Source organism: Roseateles sp. P1_C6 (assembly GCF_056406315.1).
Genome location: NZ_JBFUAK010000003.1, coordinates 599,658 through 624,486 on the forward strand (window position 1 = coordinate 599,658; position 24,829 = coordinate 624,486).

Here is a 24,829-nt window from a genome sequence, read left to right on the forward strand (position 1 = left end):
GACACTGAAGTCAGCCCAAGATTATAGCCACTATTTTTCGGTAGCTTGTGCGTGGTAAGCGGCAATGCGCTCCACCTCGTTCCTGGAGCCCAGTGCCACGGCCACGCGCTCGTGCAGCTTGGTGGGCTTCAGGTCCATGATGCGCTCGGTGCCGTTGACGGCCGCGCCACCGGCCTGCTCGACGAGGAAGGCCATGGGGTTGGCCTCGTACAGCAGGCGCAGCTTGCCGGGCTTGTCGGGCTCGCGCTGGTCCCAGGGGTAGAGGAACACGCCGCCGCGGGTCAGGATACGGTGCACGTCGGCCACCATGCTGGCCACCCAGCGCATGTTGAAGTCCTTGCCGCGCGGACCGGTGGATCCGGCCAGGCATTCCTCGATGTAGCGGCTCACCGGCGGAGCCCAGTGGCGCATGTTGGACATGTTGATCGCGAATTCCTTGGTGTCCTCGGGAATCCTCACCTGGTCCTGCGTCAGCACCCACGAGCCCGTCTCGCGGTCCAGCGTGAAGACGGCCACGCCGTCGCCCACCGTCAGCACCAGCGTGCTCTGTGGGCCGTAGACGCAGTAGCCGGCCGCGGCCTGCTGCTTGCCGGGTTGCAGGAAGTCTTCCTCGGCCACGCCGCGCGAATGGCCCACCTTGCGCAGCACGCTGAAGATGGTGCCGATGGACACGTTGACGTCGATGTTGGACGAGCCGTCCAGCGGGTCGAACAGCAGCAGGTATTCGCCTTGCGGGTAGCGGTTGGGCACGACGTAAATGCCGTCCATCTCCTCGCTGGCCATGGCCGCCAGGTGGCCGCCCCATTCGTTGGCCTCGATCAGCACCTCGTTGGCGATGATGTCCAGCTTCTTCTGCACCTCGCCCTGCACGTTCTCGCTGCCGGCGGTCCCCAGCACCTCGCCCAGCGCGCCCTTGTTGACCGAGATGGCGATGCGCTTGCAGGCGCGGGCGACGACCTCGATCAAGAGGCGCAGCTCCTGCGGGATGTGGCCGTGCTCGCGTTGCTGTTCGACGAGGTACTGCGTGAGACTGATGCGGCGGGTCATGCCAGGGCCCTTTCGACGATTTCGCGCACGTCGCTGGAGAGATCGGGTTTGGCCGCGACGCGGGCGATGGCCTCGCGGGCGGCGGTGCGGTAGGGCTCGGCCAGCTGGGCCCAGCGGTCCATCGCGCGGGCCAGGCGGCTGGCGAGCTGCGGGTTGATGGCGTCGATGGCCAGCACCTGCTCGGCCCAGAACACATAGCCCGCCGCGTCGGCGCGGTGGAAGGCAGCCGGGTTGAACATGCACAGCGAGGCCAGCAGGCTGCGCGCGCGGTTGGGGTTCTTCAGGCTGAAGTCGGGGTGCTTGAGCAGCGACTTCACGCGCGCGAACACGCGGCCGTCGGCCTCGGGTGCGCGGGCCTGCAGCGAGAACCACTTGTCCACGACCAGCGGGTCGTCCTTGAACAGTGCGTGGAAGCGCTCCAGAGCCGGCTTGGCCAGCTCGGCGTTGGCCGCGACCAGCGCCGACAGCGCGCCCATGCGCTCGGTCATGTTGGATGCGTCCTTGAAGCGCTGGTAGGCCTTGCCGGGCCAGACCGTGTCGCCGGTGGCCTGCGCGTCCAGCACCAGCATGGCCAGCGCCAGATTGGCCAGCGCACGCTTGCCCGACGACACCGGGTCGGGCGTGTAGCCGCCCTGGATCTGGTGGGCCTCGAAGGCCGCGGCCCAGTCGTCGCGCAGCGCGCTGGCGAGCTGCTGCTGGGCGGCCATGACGGCGGCGTGGATGGCCTGCGGGTCGACGACGTCCAGCTGCTCGGCGATGTAGCTTTCGCCGGGCAGCGTCAGTGCCAGTTCCTTGAAGGCCGGGTCCAGGTCAGGGTGGTTGAGCAGGGCGCGCATCGCATCGATGAACACCGGGCTCAGCACCAGCGGCTGCTCAGCGCGCAGCGCGTGCAGGATGCGGTTCAGCGCCAGGCGCTGGCCGGCTTCCCAGCGGTTGAAGGCGTCGCTGTCGTGGCGCATCAGCACCAGCAGGCCGGCGTCCGACAAGCCGTCTTCCAGCACCACCGGCGCCGAGAAGCCGCGCAGCAGCGACGGCACGGGCTCGCTGGCGATGTTCTCGAAGACGAAGGTCTGTTCGGCCTGGTCCAGCACCAGCACGCGTTCGGTCTTGCCGTCGGCGTCCAGCGGCAGCGCCACGCCGTGGCGGTCCAGCAGGCCCATGACGATGGGGATGACCTGCGGCTGCTTGTCCGTCTGCCCTGGCGTGGCCGGCGTCTGCTGCGTCAGCCTCAGGGTGAAGGCCTGCGTGGCGGCGTCGTATTCGCCGCGGGCGGTCACGCGCGGCGTGCCGGCTTGCGCGTACCAGCGCTTGAAGGCGTCCAGCCGCGTGCTCAGCGCGGAGCCGGGGTTGGCATCGGCGATCGCCTGCGCGAAGTCGTCGCACGTGACGGCCTGGCCGTCGTGGCGCTCGAAGTACAGCTTCATGCCCGCCTCGAAGCCGGTGCGGCCGACCAGCGTCTGGTACATGCGCACCACCTCCGCGCCCTTCTCGTAGACGGTGGCGGTGTAGAAGTTGTTGATCTCGCTGTAGCTGTCCGGGCGCACCGGGTGGGCCATGGCGCCGCTGTCTTCGGGGAACTGCATGGCGCGCAGCTGGCGCACGTCCTGGATGCGGCAGACGGCGCGGGCCGATGGCGTGCCGGCCATGTCCATGCTGAATTCCTGGTCGCGGAAGACCGTCAGGCCTTCCTTCAGCGACAGCTGGAACCAGTCGCGGCAGGTGACGCGGTTGCCGGTCCAGTTGTGGAAGTACTCGTGCGCGACGATGGACTCGATGCGCGCGAAGTCCACGTCCGTGGCTGTCGCCGGCGAAGCGAGGAGGGCCGACGTGTTGAAGATGTTCAGGCCCTTGTTCTCCATCGCGCCCATGTTGAAGTCGGACACGCCGACCACCATGAAGCGCTCCAGGTCCAGCGGCAGCTTGAAGCGCGCCTCGTCCCAGACGATGGAGGCGATGAGGCTGTTCATCGCGTGCTCGGTCTTCTCCAGGTCGCCCCGGCGCACGTAGACCTGCAGCAGGTGGTCCTTGCCGGCGCGGGTGCGGATGCGCTGCTCACGCGCGACCAGGTCGCCGGCGACGACGGCGAACAGGTAGCTGGGCTTGGGGAAGGGGTCGTTCCAGACGGCGAAGTGGCGGCCGTTCTCCAGCGCGCCGCTGTCGACCAGGTTGCCGTTGGCCAGCAGCACCGGGTACTTGGCGGCGTCGGCGCGCAGCGTGACCGTGTAGACGGCCATCACGTCCGGGCGGTCCAGGAAGTAGGTGATGCGGCGGAAGCCCTCGGCCTCGCACTGCGTGAAGAAGCTGCCGCCGGAGGTGTACAGGCCCGACAGGGCCGTGTTCTTGTCCGGGCAGGTGGTGTTGCGGATCTCCAGCGCGAAGTCCGCGTCCGGCGCGCCTTCGATGATCAGCTCATGGCCTTCCTGGCGGAAGGACACCGAGCTGCCGTCGATGAGCACGCGCAGCAGGTTGAGTTCCTCGCCGTGCAGGCGCAGCGGGCCGTGCGGCACGTCGCGGTTGCGCTCGACCTGCATCTTGCTCGTGACCAGGGTCTTGGCCGGGTCGAGGTCGAAGGTCAGGTCGACCTTGCGGATCCAGTAGGCCGGCTGCTGGTAGTCCAGCCGCTGGATCGTCGGAGCGGTGCCTTCACGCATGTGGGCTTCCTTGGGGGAGGGAATGGGTCAATGGCTGCCGCGGCGGGGCTGCGGCAGCCTGAGGTCGGCCAGACGTCTTGGCAGGCCGACGGTGCGCGTCATCAGACGCCTTGCTTCAGGGATTCGGTGATGAACGGGTCGAGGTCCCCGTCCAGCACCTTCTGCGTCGCAGACGTCTCGTAGTTGGTGCGCAAGTCCTTGATGCGGCTCTGGTCCAGCACATAGCTGCGGATCTGGTGACCCCAGCCGACGTCGGTCTTGGTGTCTTCCAGCTTCTGCTGCTCTTCCATGCGCTTGCGCATCTCATGGTCGTACAGCCGCGAGCGCAGGCGCTTCCAGGCCACGTCGCGGTTGCTGTGCTGGCTGCGGCCATCCTGGCACTGAACGACGATGCCGGTCGGGATGTGCGTCAGGCGCACCGCCGAGTCGGTCTTGTTGATGTGCTGTCCGCCGGCGCCCGAGGCGCGGAAGGTGTCCGTGCGCACGTCGGCCGGGTTGATGTCGATCTCGATCGAGTCATCCACCTCGGGGTAGACGAACAGCGACGCGAACGAGGTGTGGCGGCCGCCGGAGCTGTCGAACGGGCTCTTGCGCACCAGGCGGTGCACGCCGGTCTCGGTGCGCAGCAGGCCGAAGGCGTACTCGCCCTCGACCTTGATGGTCGCGCTCTTGATGCCGGCCACGTCGCCGGGCGTCTCGTCTTCCAGCGTCGCCTTGAAGCCCTTGCGCTCGCAGTACTTCAGGTACTGGCGCAGCAGCATGCCGGCCCAGTCGCAGGCCTCGGTGCCGCCGGCGCCCGCCTGGATGTCGACGAAGCAGTTCAGCGGGTCCGCCGGGTTGTTGAACATGCGGCGGAACTCGAGCTCCTCGATCTTCTCGCGCAGCTTGGCCCCGTCGGCCTCGATGGCCAGCATGCCGGTCTCGTCACCTTCCTCGCGGCTCATCTCGAACAGCTCGGCGTTGTCGGCCAGCGAGCCGGTCAGCATCGTGATCGTGTCGACCACCGCCTCCAGCGTGCGCTTTTCCTTGCCGAGCTCCTGGGCGCGCTTGGGTTCGTCCCAGACCTTGGGGTTCTCCAGCGCGGCGTTGACTTCGTTCAGGCGCAGTGCCTTGCGATCGAAGTCAAAGATACCCCCTTAGCGCGTCGGTGCGCGCTGAGAGGTCGGCCAAGGTATTGCCGATTTGGTTGATGTGTTCGATGTCCATGACGGGCGGTACGGCTAGAAAGGGGGCGATTTTTGCATGGCGGGCAGGCACACTCGCGTCCGCCGGGGCGGAGCTGCCAGGGGGCGGTGCCCGGCGGGAGATGAATGACATGCCTTTGACGTCGTCCTGGCGCAGGCTGGCCCACACGGCCGCGCTCGCCACCAGCCTGATCTGGGCCACCAGCCCCGTCGTGGCCGACACACTCACGCCGCCGGTCGCGGCCAAGAAGCCGCGCGACGTCAGCGTGCATGGCGACCGCCGCATCGACGACTATTTCTGGCTGCGCGAGAAGGACGCTCCGGAGGTGCGCGCGCACCTGCAGGCCGAGGCCGACTACGCCGAGGCCTGGTTCAAGCCGCACGCGGCCGCGACGGAGCGGCTGTTCGAGGAGATGAAGGGCCGCGTGCAGCAGCGCGACGAGTCCGTGCCGCAGCGCCAGGGGCGCTACTGGTACAGCAGCCGCATCGACGTGGGCCAGCAGTACCCGGTCTTCTTCCGCCGCGAGGCCCAGGGCCCGACGCGCGTGGACGACCCCAAGGCGCCCGAGCAGGTCATGCTGGACATGAACGAACTGGCCAAGACGCGCAAGTTCGTCAACCTGAACGGCATGACCGTCAGCCCCGACGACAAGCTGCTGGCCTACGGCGTGGACAGCACGGGCGCGCGCGACTTCGAGCTGCATGTGCGCGACCTGGCCAGCGGTGAGGACCGCGTCGTGGCCAGCACGCCGCATGCGGACGCCTTCGTCTGGGCGGCCGACAGCCGGACGCTGTTCTACATCCGCCACAACGACGCGCGGCGCTCGCACCAGCTGTGGCGCCACCGACTGGGCGCCGCCACGCCCGACGTGCTGGTGCACGAGGAACCCAGCGAGCTGTTCAACCTGCAGCTGACCAAGTCGCTGGACGGCCGCACGCTGATGCTGGGCTCCATGGCCAAGGACACCTTCGACTGGCGCGTGCTGCCGGCCGACCAGCCCGAGGGTCGCTGGCGCGAGGTGCTGGTGCGCAAGGCGGGCCAGGAGTACGCCGTCACGCCCTTCGGCGGCGAGCTGATGCTGCGCATCAACGACCGCGGCGTGAACTACCGCCTGCTGCGCCTGCCCATGAAGGCCGGCAAGGGGGCGCTGTTCGGCGCCCAGGACCTGAAGCGCGGCCACGAGCTGATCGCGCACCGCGCCGACGCGATGATCGAGTGGGTGACAGCGTTCAAGACCCATGCCGTCGCACAGATCCGCGAAGGCGGTTCGGTCAAGCTGCGCACCTACCCGATGGCCGCTGGCGCGCCGCGCGAGGTGGCCTTCAACGAGGTGGCCTACAACGCGGTGCTGACCCCGCAGCGCGAGTTCGACGCGCCGCGCGTGCGTTTCGCCTACAACTCGCTCACCACGCCGGCCAGCACTTATGAGGCCGATCTCGCCACCGGCAAGCTGGCGCTGCTGAAGGTGGCGCCGGTGCAGGGCGGCTATGACGCCAGCCTGTACGCAAGCGAGCGCGTCTGGGTGGCGGCGCCGGATGGCACCAATGTGCCGGTGAGCCTGGTCTACCGCAAGGACAAGCGCCGCCCGGGTCCGCAGCCGCTGCTGCTGTACGGCTACGGCAGCTACGGGGCGCCCAGCGACCCGCGCTTTGCCAGCAGCCGGCTGTCGCTGCTGGACCGGGGCGTCATCTACGCGATCGCCCATGTGCGCGGCGGTGGCGACCTGGGCCGGCGCTGGTACCTGGACGGCAAGCTCGGCAAGAAGATGAACACCTTCACCGACTTCGTCGCCTGCGCCGAGGCACTGGTGGCTCAGGGCTATACCCAGCCCAGCCAGTTGATCATCCACGGCGGCAGCGCCGGCGGCCTGCTGGTCGGCGCAGCCACCAACCTGCGGCCGGACCTGTTCAAGGCGGTCGTCGCCCAGGTGCCCTTCGTCGATGTCATCAACACCATGCTGGACGCCAGCCTGCCGCTGACGACCGAGGAATACATCGAATGGGGCAACCCGAACAAGGCCGCCGAATACGCCTGGATGCGCGCCTACAGCCCCTATGACAACCTGAAGCCCGCGGCCTATCCGGCGGTGCTGGCCAAGACCGCCATCAACGACAGCCAGGTGCCGTACTGGGAGGCGGCCAAGTACGTCGCCCGGCTGCGCAGCCTGAACACCGGCAGCGGCCCGGTGCTGTTCGACATCAACATGACGGCAGGCCACGGCGGCGCGTCGGGCCGCTTCGACGCGTTGCGCGAGACCGCGCGCACCTACGGCTTCATGCTGCAGCAATGGGGGCTGCTGGATGAGTGACACCTACTGGCGCCGCACGCGCCGCCTGACGGTCTGGCTGCTGCTGGCCTGGGGGCTGGTCGCGTTCGCGCCGGTCTACTTCGCGCGCGAGCTCAGCGTGGAGGTGTTCGGCTGGCCGCTGGCGTTCTGGCTGGCGTCGCAGGGCGCGCTGCTGGGCTTTTGCGCCATCGTCATCGTCTATGCGCGGGCAATGGCGCGGCTGGACGCCGAGGTCAAAGAGCCTCGTTCCTGAACAGCCGCCGCGCCTCGGCCTCGCCGACGTGGCGGGCGTAGGTGGCCTGGATCCAGCCTTCGCGGCGCAGGTGGCGTTGCAGCAGCTGCACGTCATCCGCCGTGACGTTCCTGCGGTTCAGGTACAGGCCGATGGGCTCCGCCGCTGCCTCGGGCAGGTCCACCGCCACGGCCCGGGACGGCAATTGGCCGTCGCGGCGCATCTTGGCGTGGATGGTGCTGGGGATCAGCGCTGCCTGCAGCACCCGCCCCGCGCCGATCTTGGCGGCGAGGTTGTCGAAGTCCGGCGAGTACTCGGCCTGGCGGCTGGCCAGCATGCCGTCGACGACCGCGCCCAGCACCCGCCCCAGCCGCACGCCGCGCACCACGCCGAGCTTGAGGTCGGGGCGCTGGCGCAGCTCACCCAGCGAGCGCGGCACCGTCTCGCCGATGACGATCAAGTCCAGCTCCGTGTGGGCGTAGGGCAGAAAGTGGCCCACGCGGTCGCGCTCCGGCGCCTGCATCGAGGAGGTGATGACGTCCAGCTGGCCTTGTTCGAACTCGTGCACCACCCGGGCCCGTGGCCGCGGGCTCAGCGTCAGCCGGCAACCGCTGCGTCGGGCCAGCTCGGCCATCAGCTCGGGCGTGATGCCCCGCCATTCACCGCGTTGCAGATAGGCGCTGAAGCCGAGGTCCGAGATGCCGACGCTGAGCTCGCGTGTGCAGCCCGCCCGCGCGCCGGCTGAGGCCAGCACCAGCAGCAGCGCGACGGCGGTGCACCTCATGGCTCAGGCCAGGAAGGGCTCCAGCACGGCGGCCAGCGCCTCGGGCTGGTCGTGGTGCAGCATGTGGCCGGCGTCCTGCAGCACGGCGCGCTGCAGGTCCGGCACCAGGGCCAGGCGGGCTTCGAAATCCTCGCGCGGGTAGCGCGTGCCCCAGAAGCGCGTCAGCTGGTCGTCGCTGCCTTCCACCCACAGCGTCGGCGCCGCGATGCGCTGCCAGCAGGCCAGCACCTCGGCCTTGCGGTACAGCATCGGGTTGGCAAGCTTGTGCGCCGGGTCGGCGTTGAGCTGAAAGCCTTCGGGTGTCTCACGCGCCCAGTGCCCGGCCAGCCAGGCGGCCTTGTCGCGGGCCAGGCGCGGGTTGTTCTTGCGCAGCCGCTCGGCCACGTCGGCCAGCGTCGCATAGGGCCGCAGCGCTGGCGGGTCCTTCAGCTCGTCCAGCCACTTGGCCAGGCGCTCGGGCGCGGCGGCGGGCGAGACGTCGGGCATGCCGAAGCCTTCGAGGTTGACGAGGCGGCGCACCCGCTGCGGGCGCACGCCGGCATAGCTCATGACGACGTTGCCGCCCATGCTGTGGCCCAGCAGGTCCACCGGCGCGTCGGGGCTCAGCTGATCGAGCAGCGCGTCGAGGTCGCCGAGGTAGTCGGGGAACCAGTAGCTGTCGGCGCCGGTCGTCTCGCTGAGGCCGAAGCCGCGCCAGTCCAGCGCGATGACCTGGCGTTCGGCCTGCAGCGCGTCGACGACGAACTGGAAGGACGCGCCGACATCCATCCAGCCATGCACCATGACCAGCGGCGGCCGGCCGGCCTGGGGCGCACCCCAGCGCAGGATGTGATGGCGCAGGCCACGCAGGCTCACAAATTCGCTGTCGTGGTGGCGACTTGGGGTGTAGATATCGGGCATATCCGCACTGTAGGACACCGCACTCCACCGACAATGGCGCCATGCCTGCACCCCGCCACGACATCCGCGCCGCCGAGCTGCGCGACCTGAATGCCATCGTCCAGCTCATCGGCGAACTGGCCCAGTTCGAGAACCTGACGCATCTGCTCGAAGTGACGCCCGAGGGGCTGGCACCGCACCTGTTCGGCGAGCGCCCGGCCGCGGAGTGCATGGTGGGGGAGGTGAACGGCGAAGTGGTCGCCTTCGCGCTGTTCTATACCAACTTCTCGACCTTCCTGGCCAAGCCGGGGCTGTACCTGGAAGACCTTTACGTGCGCCCGGCCCACCGGCGCAGCGGGCTGGGTCGGGCACTGATCATCCAACTCGCCCAGCTGGCCTGCGAGCGCGACTACGGCCGCTTCGACTGGACCGTGCTGGACTGGAACGAGGACGCCATCCGCTTCTACGAGAAGCTGGGCGCGGACGTGCTGCCCGAGTGGCGCATCTGCCGCCTGACCGGCGACGCGCTGGAGCGCTATGCCGAGGGCGACCGCCCCAGCATGTGGTCACCGTCGAGCTGGCTGTCCATCTGAACTGAGCCCGGCTGACGGGGCGGTGTCGGCTCCGGGCAATCCATGAGACCGGGGCGGGGGGCGGTGGCTAGCATCGGCCCCCTCACCCAACCCCGGGCCACCCATGGCGGAAGACCGTTACGCGCAGATGCACGCCGCCTTCCGCTGGCAGGTGCCCGACGACTTCAACATCGCCGAGGCCTGCTGCGGCCGCTGGGCGCGTGACACGCCCAAGGCCACGGCCATCTACTTCGACAGCGAGAGCGGTTGCCGCACGCAATACAGCTACGCCCAGCTGCAGCGCGCCGCCAACCGGCTGTCCAACGCGCTGCTGAACCAGGGCGTGCGCCGCGGCCACCGCGTGGCCATCGTGCTGCCGCAGCGCTTCGAGACGGCCGTGGCCCACATCGCCATCCAGCAGATCGGCGCGGTCGCGATGCCGCTGTCCATGTTGTTCGGTGCCGAGGCGCTGGAGTACCGGCTGCAGGACAGCGGCGCCGTGCTGGCGATTGCGGCCTGCGAGGTGCTGCCCGCGCTGCGTGAGGTCAAGGCGCGTTGCCAGGCGCTGCGCCGTGTTTTCGTCGTCGGTGAATGCCCGGTCAATTGCGACGAGCTGCCGTGGATGGGCGTGCTGCAGGCGGAGGAGGCCCGCTTCAAGCCGGTGGCCACGAAGGCGAGCGACCCGGCCATCCTGATCTACACCAGCGGCACGACCGGCAACCCCAAGGGCGCGCTGATCCCGCAGCGCGCGGTGATCGGCAACCTGACGGGCTTCGTCGCCAGCCAGAACTGGTTCGGCTTCGATCCCTTCGACGCGAAGAAGCCCAGCGACGCGGTGTTCTGGAGCCCGGCCGACTGGGCCTGGACGGGCGGGCTGATGGACGCGCTGCTGCCGACGCTCTACTTCGGCCGGCCCATCGTCGCCTGGCAGGGGCGCTTCTCGGCGGCCAAGGCCTTCGAGCTGATGGCGGCCTACGGCGTCACGCATGCCTTCCTGTTCCCGACGGCCCTCAAGGCCATGATGAAGGCCGAGCCCCGGCCGCAGCGCCACAAGCTCAAGCTGCGCGCGCTGATGAGCGCCGGCGAGGCCGTCGGCGACGCGGTGTTCACGTGGTGCCGCGATGCTTTAGGCGTGCCCGTCAACGAGATGTTCGGCCAGACCGAGATGAACTACGTCGTCGGCAACTGCCAGGCGCTGTGGCCGGCCAAGCCGGGCAGCATGGGCCGGGCCTACCCGGGCCATCGCGTGGCGGTCATCGACGACGACGGCTTTGAGGTCGCGCCGGGCGCAACCGGCGAGGTGGCCGTGCATGCGCGTGACCGCCACGGCGTGCCCGACCCGGTGTTCTTCCTCGGCTACTGGAACAACGACGCGGCGACGAAAGCCAAGTTCACCGGCGACCCGGCCAACAGCTGGTGCCGCACCGGCGACCTGGCGCGCAGCGACGCCGACGGCACGCTCTGGTACGAGGGGCGCGCCGACGACGTCTTCAAGAGCGCCGGCTACCGCATCGGCCCCGGCGAGATCGAGAACTGCCTGCTCAAGCACCCGGCCGTGGCGAACGCGGCCGTCGTGCCCAAGCCCGACGCCGAGCGTGGCGCGCTGGTCAAGGCCTACGTCGTGCTGGCCCATGGCCATGTCGGCAGCGCAACGCTGGTCGAGGCGCTGCAAGCCCATGTGAAGGCGCGGCTGGCGCCCTACGAGTACCCCAAGGAGATCGAGTTCATCGAGGCCCTGCCGATGACGACGACCGGCAAGGTGCAGCGCCGCGTGCTGCGGCTGCAGGAGCAGCAGCGCGCGGCGTCTTCAGGCCGCCCGGCTGCGTAGCCGCAGCAGGCTCAAGCCCAGCAGCACGAAGAGGCCACCCGAGATGCGGTTGAACAGCCGCACATGTCGCGCCTCGGTCAGGAAGCGCCGCAGCGAGCGGAACAAGCCCACGTAGAACGCGTGCGACACCAGCGCCAGCGCGGTGAAGGTGGCCGTCAGCAGCACGGTCTGCAGGGCGAGCGACGCGCCCGGCGTCAGGAACTGCGGGAACAGCGCCGTGAAAAACAGGATGGCCTTGGGATTGGTGACCGCCACGCCCAGGCCTTGCAGGAACAGCCGCCCGGCCGTGCGCGGCTGCGCCGCCGACGGGGCCGCGGCACCCAGCGGCAGCGGCGGGCTGCGCCACTGCTTGATGCCCAGGTAGACCAGGTAGGCCGCGCCCACCAGCTTCACGACGACGAAGGCCGAGGCCGACACGGCCAGCAGCGCCCCCATGCCGGCCGTGGCCGCACCGGACACGATGAACAGGCCCGCCGCATTGCCCAGCGAGCTGAACATCGCCTGCCGTGGCCCGACGGCGACGGCGTTGGAGATGGCCAGCAGCACGCCGGGGCCGGGCGAGAAGGTCGTGAGCAGGGCCACGCCGCAGAACAACAGCCAGGTCGAGAAGGGCATGGGACGTGCGGATGAAGCGGTGAGCCGTGCAGTCTAAGCAAGGCCTCAAGGCCGAGCACGCTGGTAGTGCAATCGCCAGATCAGCGTCCAGGTCTTGCCGCCATCGCTGCTGCCCTCCCAGTCCCACTCGAAGGCATCCGGTTTGATGTCGTAGAAGCGCATGCGCTGCCCTTTGACCTGATCGCCGACCGGCTTGAAGTCGGTCGCGAAGAAACGCGTCTCGCCCACGCTGCCGCCGGTCAGCGCGAAGAAGCCGCCCTGGTTGTCGGCCCAGGCCTGGTGCCAGACGCCGGCCTTGTCGCGCACCGACAGCGAGCGGCCCAGCAGCCGCGGCGTGACCGCCGGGTCGCCTTCGAAGTTCTCCTCGATGACCTGGCCGTCCAGGATCTTGCCGACGCGGTTGCGCGCCTGGCCGGGGCTGCCGTTGGCGTTCTTCCACGTGACGACCCAGTCGCCGATCCAGAAGTCGAACAGCTCGGCCGGCGCGGCGGCCTGGGCGGGTTGCAGGGCGGCGGTCAGCAGCAGCGTGGCAAGGAATGAGCGCATGGCGGGTGGGTGGCAGATGGGGTGATGCCAGCCTAGGCCGTGCGGGTGGTGGCGGTGTTGCAGGAATTGCGCGATGGTTTGTCGAAAACCTTGCCACCCGTTCGTCGTCCAAGGGCGGCCCCTGCGCCGCTGCCTTGTCACACCCTGGAAGTCCGCCATGAAACTCACCCTCGTCGACCGCCCGGCCGTCATCGTCGTTGGCCTGCAGATCCGCACGTTGCCGATGTCCCCCGACATCCCCGCGCTGTGGCCGCGCTTCGTCGCGCGCATCCCCGAGATCGCCCACCCGGCCGAGGCGCGGGTCACCTACGGCGTCATGCGGCAGGCGGCCGGCGGCATGAACGCTTTCGACTATCTGGCCGCCGTCAGCGTCGCCGCACCCGGCCCCGTCCCTGCCGGCATGACCCAGCTCGCGCTTCCGGCCGGCCTCTATGCCTTCTTCAGCTACCCGCTGTCCGGGCTGGGCGCGGGCTTCGGCGAGATCTTCGAGCGCCTGCTGCCGCAGTCGGGCTTCGTGCAGCGCCTTGGCCCCTTTTTCGAGCGCTACAACGAGGACTTCTGCCCTGACAGGCCCGAATCCGCTGTCGAGATCTACCTGCCGGTGGCGCCCAAGGACTGAGCGCACGGGATGCGTTCCGGCACCCGCGGCGAGGCGGCACGGGTCCTAGACTCGCCGCCATGATCCTGCGCGAGCTGCCCGACCTGGCGCCGCGGCCGTTGACGGCCGCGAACGCGGGCTTCCGGCAGTGGTTCGCGGCGCACTGGGGGCGGGAGAACGCCATCGTCATGGGACTGGCGCGCGACGTCGAGTTCCCGCCCCACACGCAGACGCTGTCCATCAAGCGCGCCTGGGGTGGTGACGGCGAGGACTACCTGCTGCCCGCGCGGCGGCTGCGCGTCGATGCCGGGCATTGCCTGATCCTGAATCAGGGCGGCCACTACGGCGCGCGCATCCGCAGCGATGCGCCCGTGCTCAGCCTGGGCATCTTCTTCCGGCCCGACATGGCGGCCGAGCTGGCGCACGCCGCGCGCCAGACGCTGCCCGAGGCGCTGGCGGCGCAAGGCGAGGGCGGCCGCCTCGCGCTGGGTTTTGCCGAGCACTTGCGGCCGGCCGATGGCGCGCTGGGCGCTGAGCTGAACAGCCTGCGCGACGCCGTGCTGGCTGGCCGCGGCGCGCAGCTGGGCGATGCCGATGACGAAGCCTGGCTGGAGGAGCGGCTGCAGGCGCTGCTGTGGCGCATGCTGGCCGCGGAGCCCGGCTGGCGCGCGCGCAGCCAGGGCCTCGCCGCGCTGAGTCGCGGCCAGCATGCCGAGTTGCTGGCCCGCATGGACCGCGCGATGGACTTCATGCTGAGCAGCCACGCTGAAGCGTTGACGCTGGACGACATTGCCGCCGTCGCGCGGCTGTCCAAGTACCACTTCGTGCGCTGCTTCCGCGCGCTGCACGGCGGCACGCCCATGGCCTGGCTGGCGCGGCTGCGCACCGGGCATGCGCTGCGGCTGCTGCAGGACGCCGCGCTGTCGCTGGACGAGGTGGCTTTGCGCAGCGGCCTGGGCTCGCGGCAGACGCTGTTCCGTCAGCTGCGGCGCCATGGCGGCGCGGGCGGCCAGACGCTGCGCGAGCGGCTCAGCGCACCTGTGCCGGCGTGACCTGGTCGGCGCGCAGCAGGTCGGCCAACACCTCGGGCAACGGTGTGGCCGAGACACCGAGCGCCCGCTCGGTCGCGCGGCTGTCGACGAGGCAGGGGCGGTCGTAGAGATAGCCCATCTCGACGACCTCGCGCAGGATGCTGTCCGCCTCGCCCAGCCGCGCCAGTTCGGCCGGCGACAGCGCGCTCAAGCGCGGCGCCGCGACGCCGGCCTGGCGTGCGATCGCGTCGGCCAGCGCGCGGATGGACGCGGTGCTGGACGGCACATGCCAGGCCCGCCCCCATGAGGCGTCGCTGGCGGCCGCGGCGACCAGCGTGCGGGCGACGTCCTTCGTGAAGCTCCAGGCGTGTGCGGCGTCGAGGTCGCCCGGATGGCTGGCCGGCTCGCCGCGCAGCAGTGCAGGCAGCGTCATCAACGTGAACAGCGAGCCAGCGCCCTGGCCCAGGTAGTCGCTCGCCCTGACCTCGGTGACGCGGGCCCGGCTGGCACGCGCGGCCTCCCACATCGCGGCGCGCACGCGCCCCTTGATGCTGCAGGGCGCCATCGGCAGCGCTTCGTGCATCGCGGCGTCGACACGGCCATAGCCATAGAGATTGCTCAGCGTGACGAGCGCGGCGCCGCTGTGCTCCGCGGCGTGCAGCACGGCCGCCGCGATCGGCGGGAACTCCTCTGGCCAGCGGTCGTAGCGCGGCATGCTGCAGTTGAAGATGGTGCGCACGCCCGCGGCCTGGCGGGTCAGCGCCTGGGCGTCGCTCGCGTCCAGCGCGATCCTGCGGATGCGCGGATGGGTGGCGCTGCCGCCGCTGCGGCTGACGATGGCGACGCTGTGCCCGGCTTCGGCGAGCAGCTGGGCGGTGTGCAGGCCGGTGGGGCCGGCGCCGATGATGAGTTGGGTGGCAGAGGTCATGACCGGGTTTGTAGAGGCCGCCGGGTGCCGGCGTCGCGCAGGAACGGACCCTGGATGCCGTGGCCGGGCGCAGGTTCGGCCCACCCGCACGGCGGACGGGGATTTGCGTCGCGCCTTAGATTGCGCGCCATGTTCGACACAGCGAAGTGGCCGCCGGGCGGCGTCTGGGCAAGGCGGCGCGAAGCGGTGGGCGGCCTGGCGCGGCTGGACCCGATCGCGGACCACCGGGTCAGCGTTCAGCTCAACGCCGCGACGCCGACGCGCTGCAGCGCCAGCGGCCAGGGCTTCCTGCGCCGGCGTGGCGACGTGGACCTGACGCCCGCGCTGGCGCCGGGCGGTTTCGAGGCCTTGCGCGGCAGTGCCTGCCTGGAGGTGGGCCTTCCCGTCGCCTTCGTGCGCGGCGTGGCCAGCGAGCTGGGCCTCACGCCCGCGCGGGCCGAACTCGCGGCGCGGCACATGGTTCGCGACGGCCGCCTGACCCATCTGCTGCTGGCCCTGGAGGCAGAGCTGCAGCAGGGCGGGCCCGGCGGCTGCCTTTATGCCGAGAGCATCGGGCTCGCGCTGGCCGTGCTGTTGCTGCGGCAACAGCAGCCGGTCGCGGCGCGTGCCGATGGCCCACCGGCGCGGCTGCGGCGCGTGCTGGATCACATCGAAGCGCACCTGGAGCAGGGGCTGACGCTGCAGCGCCTGGCCGACGTGGCCGGCACCGGGCGGACCCAGTTGCAGCGCGACTTCAAGGCCCACCTGGGGCGGGCCGTGCACCGCTACGTCATCGAGCGGCGCGTCGAGCGGGCCCGGGCCTTGCTGGCAACGGGCGTGCTGCCGGCCGCCGAGGTTGCGCTGGCCGCCGGCTTTGCGCACCAGAGCCACATGGCACGCTGGATGCGCGAGCTGCTCGGCGCCGCGCCCGGCGAATGGCGCTCTTGAGGCCACACCCCGCCGATCACTTGCACTTGTAGGGCTTGCCCATCATCTTGCCGGCGCGCGGCGCGACGTTGCCGTTGAAGGGGTCCGTGTCGGAGATGCGCGAGCGGAAGATCTCGACGCAGGTGTCGCCGCGCCGCATGACGGTGCGGTGTTCGCCCAGTGCGCCGACAGCCTGCGAGCGGTTCTCGCTCGTCTGCTCCTCGACCCACGCGCCGGTGCCGCCGGTGGCGTCGGCGATGCGGTCCTCCAGCGTCGGGCGCGGCGTGTTGCTGCGCGGGTCGCTGAGCGCCGGGTTGCGCGCCGTCGCGGTCGATGCGGCATAGCCCGGCGGCAGCGTCAGCCGCAGCGTCGTGCGCGGCGGCTCGGTCGGCGTGATGCCGGGCGGCGCTGCCGTCGGCGCGGGGCTGGCGGCGGCGGGCGCGGCCTCGGTCGTGAACGTGGGCAGCGCGATGGTCGGCAGCTCGGGCACCGCCGTGCGCGGCGTCAGCAGCGGCGGCGGTGTGGGCGGCGCGGGCTGGCGCGGCCTGGGCTGCACGAGCCGCACCGTCGCCATGCGCCGGTCGCGGCCGTCGTCCAGCCGCGCCGGCTTGTGCAGCCACAGCGCGGCCAGCAGCGCGGCGTGCAGCGCGACGACCAGGCCGCGCGCGACCCAACGGTGGTTCACGTGGCCTACAGCTTGACGCTGAGCTTGGTGCCGGCCGGGGGCACGAGGCGGGCCGCGTCGGGCCAGCTCTCCTGGCCGGTCAGCAGCGTGCACGGGCGGCCGGGCTCGCCCTTCTTCGTCTCGGGGTCGCGCTCGCCGGCGGCCGGCGGCAGCGGCAGGCCCAGCAGCTGGCCGTTCTCACGCCACTCCAGTTCCCAGGTGGGCGTGGTGCTGCACACACGCACGGCCTCGATGCGGGGGAACAGCCAGCGCAGGTACCAGGGCAGCAGCTCCTCGCGCAGCGTGCGCGCCACGCGCATGATCTGGCGCACCTTGGCCATGGTCAGCTGCTCTGGCGGCACGGTCAGTTCGATGGTGCCGCGCACGGCCATCTGGCCCTTGGCGGCGTTGCTGGCGAAGTCGGCCGTCTTGGCCTCGGCCTCGGGCAGCACGGGCAGATCGAAACGGCCCTCGGCATCGAGCTTGATCGGATGGTCGGCGTCGTCGCTGCGCACGGCCAGCCTGACGTCGGCGAGGGGCAGCTTGGTCTTTTCGGTGTCGACCCTGAAGTCCATGCGGAACAGGCCCTCGCCGTGCCGGGCCAGCTTGCTGAGCAGGCTGTTGATCTGGCCGTAGGGCAGCACGCTGCCGTCGCGCTTGAGCTCCGTCTTCACGGCGGGCAGCACTTCGGTCTGGGCATGGGCGGCCGCGGTGGCGGCGAGCAGGCAGGTGAGCAGGATTCGCAGGGTCATTGGGGGTCTTCGGAAGGATCGGCGGGCTCGGGGCCCGGCTCCCAGGCCAGCAGGTCGCCGGGCTGGCATTGCAAGGCCTCGCAGATGCGGGCCAGCGTGTCGAAGCGCACGCCGCGCACCTTGCCGCTCTTGAGCAGCGACAGGTTGGCCTCGGTGATGCCCACGCGCTCGGCCAGCTCGCGCGAACGCATCTTGCGGCGCGCGAGCATGACGTCGAGGGTGACGATGATGGGCATGTCAGAGCCCGTCAGGGCCCAAGGGCCGGCTTGGGAGCGGCTCGGCGTTCAGCGCGGCGTGATTGGACCAGGGGCTCACACGAACTCCGCGTTCTCGTCGGCGACGCGAGCGGCTTCGTGCAGCACTTGCGCCAGCGCCAGCAGCAGCAGGCCGAACAGCAGCGCCAGGTAGTGGTCGGACGACAGGCCGAACCACAGCTGGCGCTCGCCCTTGGGGTTGCCCCAGGTCAGCGCCAGGATGGCCAGCGTGTGGCCCAGCGGCTGCGCCGCCGCCAAGGCGCACAGCCCCAGGCCCAGGCGGCGCAGATGCTGGGCCGGGCGCCGCGCGAGCAGCTCGCCCTGCGCGAAGCAACCGAACAGCGACCACATCTGCCACAGCGCGAACAGGCTCACCGTCGTCGGCACCATGGAGGCCGCCAGGCCCCACAGCCGCGAGCCCAGGTCGAGCTGCAGTTTGCTGAGGTGCCAGGTGCGGGCCGCCACCTCGACGATCCAGTCCGGCTCCGCCCAGAAGATGAAGGGCAGCGTGCCGATGACCACGACGCCGAACAGGCACAGCAGCCGCACGACCCAGGCCAGGCGGCGGATGCGCTGCAAACCGTCGGCGGAGAAGGAGTCGGGCATGGCGGCTTCGCGAAACAAGAAAAACTTACTGTAAAACAATAATTCATTGCCGCACAACAGAATCATTCACCTCTCCGAGAATGAGGGGATGAGCAAGAAGAGCCCCCATGTCAGCGAAACCCCCGCGACCCAGGCCCTCAAACGCGCCGGCGTCGCCTTCACGGAGCATGTCTATGACTACGTGGAGCACGGCGGCACGGCCGAGTCCTCCAAGCAGCTGGGCGTCGACGAGCACGCCGTCGTGAAGACCCTGGTCATGCAGGACGAGAAGGCCGAGCCGTTGATCGTGCTGATGCACGGCGACAAGACGGTCAGCCTGAAGGAGCTGGCCCGACAGATCCCGTGCAAGAAGGTCGAGCCCTGCAAGCCCGAGGTCGCGCAGCGCCACAGCGGCTACCAGGTCGGCGGCACCTCGCCCTTCGGCGTGCGCAAGGCCATGCCGGTGTTCGTCGAGGCCAGCATCCTGGCGCTGCCCAAGATCTGCATCAACGGCGGCCGGCGCGGCTATCTGGTGGGCATTGAGCCGCAGGTGCTGACGCAGTTGCTGGGCGCGCGGCCGGTCAGCTGCGCGAACTGACGGCACCGGGCGCGCGGGGCAGGCGCGCCGGTTGCCACGGCGCCGGCCATGTGGAACACGGTCCTTGAAACGCTGCGCGCCGAGTTTTCCGACGTGCCCGATGCCGCGCAGGTCACGCGCATCCTGACGCGGCTGATCCTGGCCGCGCTGCTGGGCGGCGCGCTGGGCTACGAGCGCGAGAGCCAGGGCAAGGCGGCCGGCATCCGCACGCACATGCTGGTGGCCATGGGCGCGGCGCTGTTCGTGCTCGTGCCGCAGCTCGACGGCATGGCCGTGGCAGACCTCAGCCGGGTCCTGCAAGGCATCGTCACGGGCATCGGCTTCCTGGGCGCGGGCGCGATCATCAAGCACCGCAGCGAGGAAGACGTGCAGGGGCTGACGACCGCGGCGGGCATCTGGCTGACCGCCGCGATCGGCGTGGCCTGCGGCCTGGGCCGCGAGTCCACGGCACTGCTCAGCACGCTGCTGGCGCTGATCGTGCTGCGGGTGCTGCCGCTGTGGATCGGCCGGGACAAGCGCTGAGGCCGGGCCGGCGCTGACAGCGTCTCGTCCTACGGCGCCAGGGCACGGCGCCCGATGGGCACCGCCGCGGCCACTGGAAACACTGGCGGCCATGTCGACACCGAGCCAGGCCACGAACGGCCGCGAGACGCTGGACCTGGCGCTGAGCCAACTGCAAGGCGTCCTGCCGGCGCGTGGACGACGCGTCCTCGCGTGGCTGTGCAGTCCGACCAGCGGCTGGGTGCGCATTCCGCTGGGCGCGCTGTGCATCGTGGCGTCGGCCTTCTGGTTCCTGCCGGTCATCGGCATCGAGCTGTTGCCCATCGGGCTGCTGCTGCTGGCCCAGGACGTGCCCTGGCTGCGCCGGCCGGTGGGGCTGTTGATCCTGTTCGGGCTGGGGCAGTGGCGCCGCATGAGGCACTGGTACAGGGCCCGCCGGCGTTGATGGGCCGGGCGGCCGGCTGCACGACAATGCCGCCCCATGCAAACCGCTCTCACCCTCGCTGCCGCGCTTGCCGGCTACCTGATCGGCTCGCTGTCCTTTGCCGTCATCGTCAGCCGTGTGATGGGCTTGTCGGACCCGCGCTCCTACGGCTCGGGCAACCCCGGCGCCACCAACGTGCTGCGCTCGGGCAACAAGGCCGCCGCCATCCTGACGCTGGTCTTCGACGCGCTCAAGGGCTATCTGCCGGTGCTGGCCGTGGTGATCTGGGGCGCGCCCTACGGCCTGGAGGAAGGCACGGCCGCCCTCGTGGGCCTGGCCGCCTTCATCGGCCACCTGTGGCCGGTGTTCTTCCGCTTCCAGGGCGGCAAGGGCGTGGCCACGGCGGCCGGGGTCATCTTTGCGCTCAACCCGCTGCTAGGGGTTGCGACGCTGGCGACCTGGCTCATCATTGCCTGGTTCACCCGTTACTCGTCACTGGCCGCCATCGTGGCGGCCGCCTTCGCGCCGATGTATCAGTTGCTCATTTGGGAAGCCGGGCCGATCGCGCTGGCCCTGATCATCATGGGTCTGCTGCTGGTGTGGCGCCACCAGGCCAACATCAAGAAGCTGCTGGCCGGCACCGAAAGCAGGCTGGGCCAGAAAGCCGGCGCGCCGCAGCCTGGCACCAGCAAAAAGCATCCGCACGGCACCGGTCCCAAGGCGCCGGGCCATTCCCACCATCACGTCAAGAAAAAGTGACTGACTGACATGAGCACCATCGAACGCTTCGACATCGGCGCCCGCCTCTCCGAAATGGCCGTGCACAACGGCGTGGCCTATCTGGCCGGCCAGGTGCCCGAGGACGCCAGCGCCGACATCGTCGGCCAGACGGCCCAGGTGCTCGCCGCCATCGACAAGCTACTGGAGCGCGCCGGCACCGAGAAGAGCCGCATCCTGCGTGCGCAGATCTACCTGGCCGACCGCGCCGACTTCCCCGGCATGAACGAAGCCTGGGACGCCTGGGTCTCCGCCGGCCACGCGCCGCCGCGGGCCACGGTCATCGCCGGCCTGGCGCGGCCGGAGTGGAAGGTCGAGATCGTCGTCACCGCGGCGGTGTGACCGCCGGCTGAGCGAAGAAGGCATCCGCCTGCGCAAGGGCGGCCAGGTCGGCGTCGATGGCGTCCGGCGGGCCGCCCTTGCCCCATAAGGCGCCGCCAAAACGCATGCCGAGGAAATCGCCGCACAGCCGCGCCGAGTCGAGCATGGGCTGGGTCTTGGCGCGGTCGCCACTCGTGGTCACGACATGCAGCGTCTTGGCCGCCATGCGGGCCTTGAAGTCCACGCCCGGCACGCGCAGCCAGGCGCTCCAGTGGTCCAGGTAGACCTTCAGCGGGGCGGGGAAGCTGTACCAGTACAGCGGCGTGACGAACACCAGGTCCGTGCAGGCCAGCGTCGCGTCCAGCAGCCGGGCCAGGTCGCCCGTCGGCGGCGGGTAGCTGCCGACGGTGTGGCGCTGGTCGATGAAGGGCGGCAGGTCCAGGTCGGCCAGCCGCAGCCAGGTCTGTTCGGTGCCACCCGGCAGTTGCGCCGCGGCGCGGCGGGCCAGCTTTTCGGTGTTGCCCAGCGGGCCGGGGGCGCGGGTGGAGGCGAGCAGGAAGAGGTAGTGAGGCATGGGCGGCAGCGGTGAATCTGTGCCCATGCTAGCCAGCGCGTCAACGCGTTGCTGGCGTGGGGGTGGCTTCCCGCCGCGCCTCGCGCCAGGCGCGATCCAGGGCCTGTTGCTGGCGCAATGTCTCGGCCACTCGCTCGCGCTGGCGGGCCACCAGCTGGAGCTGCGCCGGCGACAAGGCGGGCGCCGTGTCGAGTTCGGCCTTCATCAGCGCGGGCAGGCCGGGGTCTTGCGGGTTGGCCCAGCGCGCCGACAACTGCGCCTGCAGCGGCCCCTCGGCCGTGCGGGCGACGAACTGGGCCACGCTGCCGTTGACCTTCAACGCCTGCCAGTCGCTCAGGGCCTGCAGGCACTTGTCGTCCAGCACCTGCCCCGTGGGGCGCAGGCTGCCGTCGTCGAAGACGTGCAGCATCACGTTCAGGCACCAGCCCGGCTGCATCGCCTGCAAGGTCGTGCCCCAGGTGCTACCCACCGGGGGCGGGCGCACTGGCAGCAGCAGCGTGCGACGGGTCCAGTCCCCGCCCCCCAGTTGCGACGCCACCTCGAACACCATGCCTTGCTCGACCGGCCCCTTCGCGTCGCCTGCGGGCGATGGCTCCTGCGCAGCACGCGCCAGCAGCGCCGCGCTGCTGCCCAGGCCGAGCACCACCAGCAAGCCGCCCAGATGCTGCCACCGCGAGGTCCTGCGGTGCCGCGCCAGCATGCGCATGCGCTGGACGAGGGGATGGCGCGTGGCCCAACCGCTGGCCAGCACAGGCGGCAGCCCGCCGGGATGGGCGGCCAGCATGGCCTGGGCATAGCTGGCGACGGCAGCCGGGCCGGCCTCGTTGGCCAGCACGGCCGCGTCGCAGGCCAGCTCCTGGTCGTCGCGCAGGCGCCGCCAGCCCCACCAGGCCAGCGGGTTGAACCATTGCAGGCACAGCAGCAGCGCGCCCAGCAGGTTCCAGGCGTTGTCGTGCCGGCGGGCGTGGACGGCCTCGTGGGCCAGCACCAGCCGCCGCGCAGGGCCGTCGAAGCGCTGCTCGAAGTCCCGCGGCAGCACCAGGCGCTGCGGCCAGACGCCGACGATGGCCGGACTGGCGCCGACCGGGGCCAGCCAGCGGCCGTCTGCGTCGCGATGCAAGGTGCGCTGGTAGCGGCGCTGCGAAGCCAGCTGGCCGGCCGCGACCGCGACCGCACCGCCCACCCAGGCGAGCAACCCGGCAAGCAGCCCGTGGGGCGCCACGGCGTCCGGCGCGGCTGGCGTCGGCTGCACGGCGGGTGGCAGTGACCGGGTGACCGCGGTGGCCAGCGCGACGGGCAGGGCGGCGGACACCTGCAGCGCGGGTTCGGGCAGCGGCGGCCTGGGGAGCCAGGGGCTGGCCAGCAGCAGCGGCACCAGCAGCCAGGCCGCGTAGGTCGCGCGGGCGCCCAGCGCGCGCAGCAGCAGCGGCCGCAGCAGCGCCAGCAGCAGGACGCCGGCGCTGAACAGCAGGGTCAGGCGCGCCAGCAGCGCCAGCAGGGTTTCGGGGTTCATGCGGTACTCCCTTGATGTCCGGGCCGACGGCTCTCAGGGCCGTTGCGGGGCCAGCAACGTCGGCGTGATCGCCAGCGACAGGTGCTCGGTCGCGGCGGGGTCGTCACGGCCTTGCTCGATCATGGCCTTGACGCCATTGCGGGTGATCAGCCGCGGGCGCGAAACGGTCACCAACGGGTCGCCCTTCTTCAGCTCGGCCTGCAACTGGATCTTGCCCTCGCCCAGGTCCTGGGCCTCGATCTCGATGGTGACCTGGTCGGGCTTGGGCTGGTCAGGGCTGCCGTTCAACATGACGGTGGCGCGTTGACCCAGCGGCACGCGCAGCGTCGGCTGCGTGCGGAAGGTGTTGCGGGTGCTGCCCGTGCCGGTCTGGTAGCTCAGCTCGAGCTTCAGTTCGATGTTCGGCGCCTCGGCGGCGGCGGTGTCGGCGCGCAGTGCCTGCACCGCGCCTGCGCACAGCAGGGCCAGGCCGGCCAGCAGCGTCAGGCCCAGCAGGCGGCGGCCGCGGCCATGGGGGGAGAGCTTGAGCATTCCTATCCTTTCGACGAGAGGGTGAGGGGATTGCCAGCCCGCCCAGGGCAGGCCGGCGGGCATGGGGCCCTGGGCGAGCAGCAGCGCGCGGCCGTAGGCGGCTTCGCAGCCGGGATGGCGGGCCATGACGGCGGCGTCGCAGGACAGCTCCTGGTCGGCGCGCATGTAGCGCAGCGCCAGCCAGGCCAGCGGGTTGAACCAGTGCACGACGCAGACCAGCGCACCCAGCGCATTCCAGTGGTTGTCGCAACGGGCGCGATGGATGGCCTCGTGGGCGAGGACCAGCTCGCGTTGCCGGGCATCGAAGCGCCGTTCGAAATCGGCCGGCAGGGCCACGCGTGGCTTCAGCAGGCCGACCAGCGCCGGGCCGCTGCCCGCCGGCGACAGCCAGTGGTCGCCCTGCCAGCACAAGTCGCGCTGGTAGCGCCGCTGCAGCGTCACCAGGCGCAGCAGAGCGGCCAGCGCGCCGGCCGCCCAGAGGCCGGCCAGCAGCAGCGGCCAGCCCGGCTGCGGCATCGCCATGGCGGGCAGCTGCGTCGTTGCCAGCAGCGGTTCGAAGCGCGCTGCCACGTCGGCCTTCAGCGCGAGGGCCGTCGGGCTGGCCGGCAGTGCCGCGGCCAGCATCAACAGCAGCGGCAGGCTCCAAGCCGCATAGTGCAGGCCGGCGCCAAAGTGGCGCAGCAGCGGCCTGCGCAGCAGGAGCAGCAGCGGCACCGCAAGGCATAGCGCCAGCGATTGACGGCCGAGCAGTGACAGCCAGGCGAAGGGGTCGGGCATCACGGCTTCTTCGTCCGCTTGGGGGTCTCGTAGTCCTGCAGCAGGCGCTTGAGGGCTTCGACGTCTTCCGCCTTCAGCCGGCGCTGGCTGCTGAACTGCGCCACCAGCGGCGCCAGGCTGCCGCCGAACAACCGGTCCAGCAGGCCGGTCGCCTGCTGGCCCAGCCAGTCTTCGCGGGGCAGCAGAGGCCGGTAGAGGAAGCGCCGGCCGTCCTTCTCGGCGGCGATGGCGCCCTTGTTGAGCAAGCGGTTCAGCAGCGTCTTCACCGTGCTGGGCTGCCAGGCCTGCGTGGCGGCCAGCTCCGCCGCCAGCTCCTCGGCGGTTTGCGGTGCTCGCTGCCAGAGCTGGGCCATGACCTGGCTTTCGGCATCGCTGATCGGCGGGGGTGGGCTGCTCATTGATTACATCCGTAAACGATGGCGAATGATTACGCTTGTAATCGTCGCCGTCAAGCCCTGGCTGTCACGGC

28 protein-coding genes are annotated in these 24,829 nt (G+C 70.6%); 12 read left to right on the forward strand and 16 right to left on the reverse strand.

Features of this window, described 5'->3' with window-relative positions; genetic code table 11:
- Positions 1-30 precede the first annotated feature (30 nt).
- The 3 genes from AC1D29_RS08475 to prfB form a co-directional block, all read right to left on the reverse strand.
- Complete coding sequence (locus tag AC1D29_RS08475) at positions 31-1,047, reverse strand: class 1 fructose-bisphosphatase (RefSeq protein ID WP_477896106.1); 1,017 nt, start codon at positions 1,045-1,047, stop codon at positions 31-33.
- Entirely contained in the window at positions 1,044-3,698 is a 2,655-nt protein-coding gene (gene pepN / locus AC1D29_RS08480) for an aminopeptidase N (protein ID WP_477896108.1), read from the reverse strand. The genes AC1D29_RS08475 and pepN overlap by 4 nt, the downstream gene beginning before the upstream one ends.
- Positions 3,699-3,799: 101 nt before the next feature.
- Positions 3,800-4,904, reverse strand: a protein-coding gene (prfB, locus tag AC1D29_RS08485) for a peptide chain release factor 2 (protein ID WP_477896110.1) whose coding sequence is annotated in 2 segments (ribosomal slippage) — positions 3,800-4,822 and positions 4,824-4,904 — 1,104 coding nt in all. Because the reading frame shifts where the segments join, the coding sequence is not laid out codon by codon here.
- Positions 4,905-5,013: 109 nt separating this feature from the next.
- Here prfB and AC1D29_RS08490 point away from each other — a divergent pair.
- Together AC1D29_RS08490 and AC1D29_RS08495 are read left to right on the forward strand one after the other, a co-directional pair.
- Positions 5,014-7,191, forward strand: coding sequence for a S9 family peptidase (locus AC1D29_RS08490; protein WP_477896112.1), 2,178 nt, complete (start codon positions 5,014-5,016; stop codon positions 7,189-7,191).
- The gene (locus tag AC1D29_RS08495) at positions 7,184-7,423 is read left to right on the forward strand and encodes a DUF4212 domain-containing protein (RefSeq protein ID WP_477896114.1); all 240 of its coding nucleotides are present in this window, start codon (positions 7,184-7,186) and stop codon (positions 7,421-7,423) included. The genes AC1D29_RS08490 and AC1D29_RS08495 overlap by 8 nt, the downstream gene beginning before the upstream one ends.
- On the opposite strand, the gene AC1D29_RS08500 is transcribed toward AC1D29_RS08495, so the two are convergent.
- Together AC1D29_RS08500 and AC1D29_RS08505 are read right to left on the reverse strand one after the other, a co-directional pair.
- Positions 7,404-8,186, reverse strand: a complete 783-nt coding sequence (locus AC1D29_RS08500; protein WP_477896116.1) for a substrate-binding periplasmic protein — start codon at positions 8,184-8,186, stop codon at positions 7,404-7,406. The genes AC1D29_RS08495 and AC1D29_RS08500 overlap by 20 nt on opposite strands.
- Positions 8,187-8,189: 3 nt before the next feature.
- A complete protein-coding gene (locus tag AC1D29_RS08505; RefSeq protein WP_477896118.1) occupies positions 8,190-9,086 on the reverse strand; it encodes an alpha/beta fold hydrolase in 897 nt (298 codons plus the stop codon).
- A gap of 41 nt (positions 9,087-9,127) precedes the next feature.
- On the opposite strand from AC1D29_RS08505, the gene AC1D29_RS08510 reads away from it, so the two are divergent.
- Positions 9,128-9,658, forward strand: coding sequence for an N-acetyltransferase family protein (locus tag AC1D29_RS08510; protein WP_477896120.1), 531 nt, complete (start codon positions 9,128-9,130; stop codon positions 9,656-9,658).
- Between the two features lie 103 nt (positions 9,659-9,761).
- Positions 9,762-11,465 (forward strand): acetate--CoA ligase, encoded by a 1,704-nt coding sequence (locus tag AC1D29_RS08515; RefSeq protein ID WP_477896122.1) that lies wholly within the window; start codon positions 9,762-9,764, stop codon positions 11,463-11,465.
- Here the strand turns inward: AC1D29_RS08515 and AC1D29_RS08520 are convergent.
- Together AC1D29_RS08520 and AC1D29_RS08525 are read right to left on the reverse strand one after the other, a co-directional pair.
- Positions 11,445-12,080 (reverse strand): LysE family translocator, encoded by a 636-nt coding sequence (locus AC1D29_RS08520; protein ID WP_477896124.1) that lies wholly within the window; start codon positions 12,078-12,080, stop codon positions 11,445-11,447. The two genes, AC1D29_RS08515 and AC1D29_RS08520, sit on opposite strands and share 21 nt — an antisense overlap.
- Before the next feature lie 45 nt (positions 12,081-12,125).
- Complete coding sequence (locus tag AC1D29_RS08525; protein ID WP_477896126.1) at positions 12,126-12,626, reverse strand: hypothetical protein; 501 nt, start codon at positions 12,624-12,626, stop codon at positions 12,126-12,128.
- A gap of 157 nt (positions 12,627-12,783) precedes the next feature.
- On the opposite strand from AC1D29_RS08525, the gene AC1D29_RS08530 reads away from it, so the two are divergent.
- Together AC1D29_RS08530 and AC1D29_RS08535 are read left to right on the forward strand one after the other, a co-directional pair.
- Positions 12,784-13,245, forward strand: coding sequence for a GyrI-like domain-containing protein (locus AC1D29_RS08530; protein ID WP_477896128.1), 462 nt, complete (start codon positions 12,784-12,786; stop codon positions 13,243-13,245).
- Between the two features lie 59 nt (positions 13,246-13,304).
- The gene (locus AC1D29_RS08535; RefSeq protein WP_477896130.1) at positions 13,305-14,276 is read left to right on the forward strand and encodes a helix-turn-helix domain-containing protein; all 972 of its coding nucleotides are present in this window, start codon (positions 13,305-13,307) and stop codon (positions 14,274-14,276) included.
- Here the strand turns inward: AC1D29_RS08535 and AC1D29_RS08540 are convergent.
- Positions 14,254-15,183, reverse strand: a complete 930-nt coding sequence (locus AC1D29_RS08540; protein WP_477896132.1) for an NAD-dependent epimerase/dehydratase family protein — start codon at positions 15,181-15,183, stop codon at positions 14,254-14,256. The two genes, AC1D29_RS08535 and AC1D29_RS08540, sit on opposite strands and share 23 nt — an antisense overlap.
- A 129-nt stretch (positions 15,184-15,312) precedes the next feature.
- Here AC1D29_RS08540 and AC1D29_RS08545 point away from each other — a divergent pair, with 129 nt between their 5' ends.
- Positions 15,313-16,110 carry a helix-turn-helix domain-containing protein gene (locus AC1D29_RS08545; protein ID WP_477896134.1) on the forward strand — a complete coding sequence of 266 codons (798 nt, stop codon included), beginning with the start codon at positions 15,313-15,315 and terminating at the stop codon, positions 16,108-16,110.
- Positions 16,111-16,126: 16 nt separating this feature from the next.
- Here AC1D29_RS08545 and AC1D29_RS08550 read toward each other — a convergent pair whose 3' ends face one another.
- From AC1D29_RS08550 to AC1D29_RS08565, 4 genes are all read right to left on the reverse strand, one after another.
- Positions 16,127-16,774, reverse strand: coding sequence for a hypothetical protein (locus AC1D29_RS08550; RefSeq protein ID WP_477896136.1), 648 nt, complete (start codon positions 16,772-16,774; stop codon positions 16,127-16,129).
- A 5-nt stretch (positions 16,775-16,779) separates the two neighbouring features.
- Positions 16,780-17,505 carry a hypothetical protein gene (locus AC1D29_RS08555; protein ID WP_477896138.1) on the reverse strand — a complete coding sequence of 242 codons (726 nt, stop codon included), beginning with the start codon at positions 17,503-17,505 and terminating at the stop codon, positions 16,780-16,782.
- Entirely contained in the window at positions 17,502-17,741 is a 240-nt protein-coding gene (locus tag AC1D29_RS08560) for a helix-turn-helix domain-containing protein (RefSeq protein ID WP_477896140.1), read from the reverse strand. The genes AC1D29_RS08555 and AC1D29_RS08560 overlap by 4 nt, the downstream gene beginning before the upstream one ends.
- Before the next feature lie 75 nt (positions 17,742-17,816).
- Positions 17,817-18,365, reverse strand: a complete 549-nt coding sequence (locus tag AC1D29_RS08565; RefSeq protein ID WP_477896142.1) for a DUF2975 domain-containing protein — start codon at positions 18,363-18,365, stop codon at positions 17,817-17,819.
- Between the two features lie 88 nt (positions 18,366-18,453).
- Here AC1D29_RS08565 and ybaK point away from each other — a divergent pair, with 88 nt between their 5' ends.
- The 5 genes from ybaK to AC1D29_RS08590 all read left to right on the forward strand — a co-directional run bounded on the left by ybaK (position 18,454) and on the right by AC1D29_RS08590 (position 20,986).
- Positions 18,454-18,942 (forward strand): Cys-tRNA(Pro) deacylase, encoded by a 489-nt coding sequence (gene ybaK / locus AC1D29_RS08570; protein ID WP_477896144.1) that lies wholly within the window; start codon positions 18,454-18,456, stop codon positions 18,940-18,942.
- Between the two features lie 48 nt (positions 18,943-18,990).
- Entirely contained in the window at positions 18,991-19,464 is a 474-nt protein-coding gene (locus tag AC1D29_RS08575; RefSeq protein ID WP_477896146.1) for an MgtC/SapB family protein, read from the forward strand.
- A gap of 91 nt (positions 19,465-19,555) precedes the next feature.
- Positions 19,556-19,888 (forward strand): hypothetical protein, encoded by a 333-nt coding sequence (locus AC1D29_RS08580; RefSeq protein WP_477896148.1) that lies wholly within the window; start codon positions 19,556-19,558, stop codon positions 19,886-19,888.
- Between the two features lie 36 nt (positions 19,889-19,924).
- A complete protein-coding gene (gene plsY / locus AC1D29_RS08585) occupies positions 19,925-20,626 on the forward strand; it encodes a glycerol-3-phosphate 1-O-acyltransferase PlsY (RefSeq protein WP_477896150.1) in 702 nt (233 codons plus the stop codon).
- Between the two features lie 9 nt (positions 20,627-20,635).
- Positions 20,636-20,986, forward strand: a complete 351-nt coding sequence (locus AC1D29_RS08590; RefSeq protein ID WP_477896152.1) for a RidA family protein — start codon at positions 20,636-20,638, stop codon at positions 20,984-20,986.
- Here AC1D29_RS08590 and AC1D29_RS08595 read toward each other — a convergent pair.
- From AC1D29_RS08595 to AC1D29_RS08610, 4 genes are read right to left on the reverse strand one after another with little or no spacing between them, the layout of a single operon-like run.
- A complete protein-coding gene (locus AC1D29_RS08595; protein ID WP_477896154.1) occupies positions 20,970-21,539 on the reverse strand; it encodes a flavodoxin family protein in 570 nt (189 codons plus the stop codon). The two genes, AC1D29_RS08590 and AC1D29_RS08595, sit on opposite strands and share 17 nt — an antisense overlap.
- A 40-nt stretch (positions 21,540-21,579) precedes the next feature.
- Positions 21,580-23,052, reverse strand: a complete 1,473-nt coding sequence (locus tag AC1D29_RS08600) for a M56 family metallopeptidase (RefSeq protein ID WP_477896156.1) — start codon at positions 23,050-23,052, stop codon at positions 21,580-21,582.
- Between the two features lie 33 nt (positions 23,053-23,085).
- On the reverse strand, positions 23,086-24,360 hold the full coding sequence (locus AC1D29_RS08605) for a M56 family metallopeptidase (protein WP_477896158.1): 1,275 nt from the start codon (positions 24,358-24,360) through the stop codon (positions 23,086-23,088).
- Positions 24,360-24,758, reverse strand: coding sequence for a BlaI/MecI/CopY family transcriptional regulator (locus AC1D29_RS08610; RefSeq protein ID WP_477896160.1), 399 nt, complete (start codon positions 24,756-24,758; stop codon positions 24,360-24,362). The genes AC1D29_RS08605 and AC1D29_RS08610 overlap by 1 nt, the downstream gene beginning before the upstream one ends.
- Between the last annotated feature and the right edge of the window lie 71 nt (positions 24,759-24,829).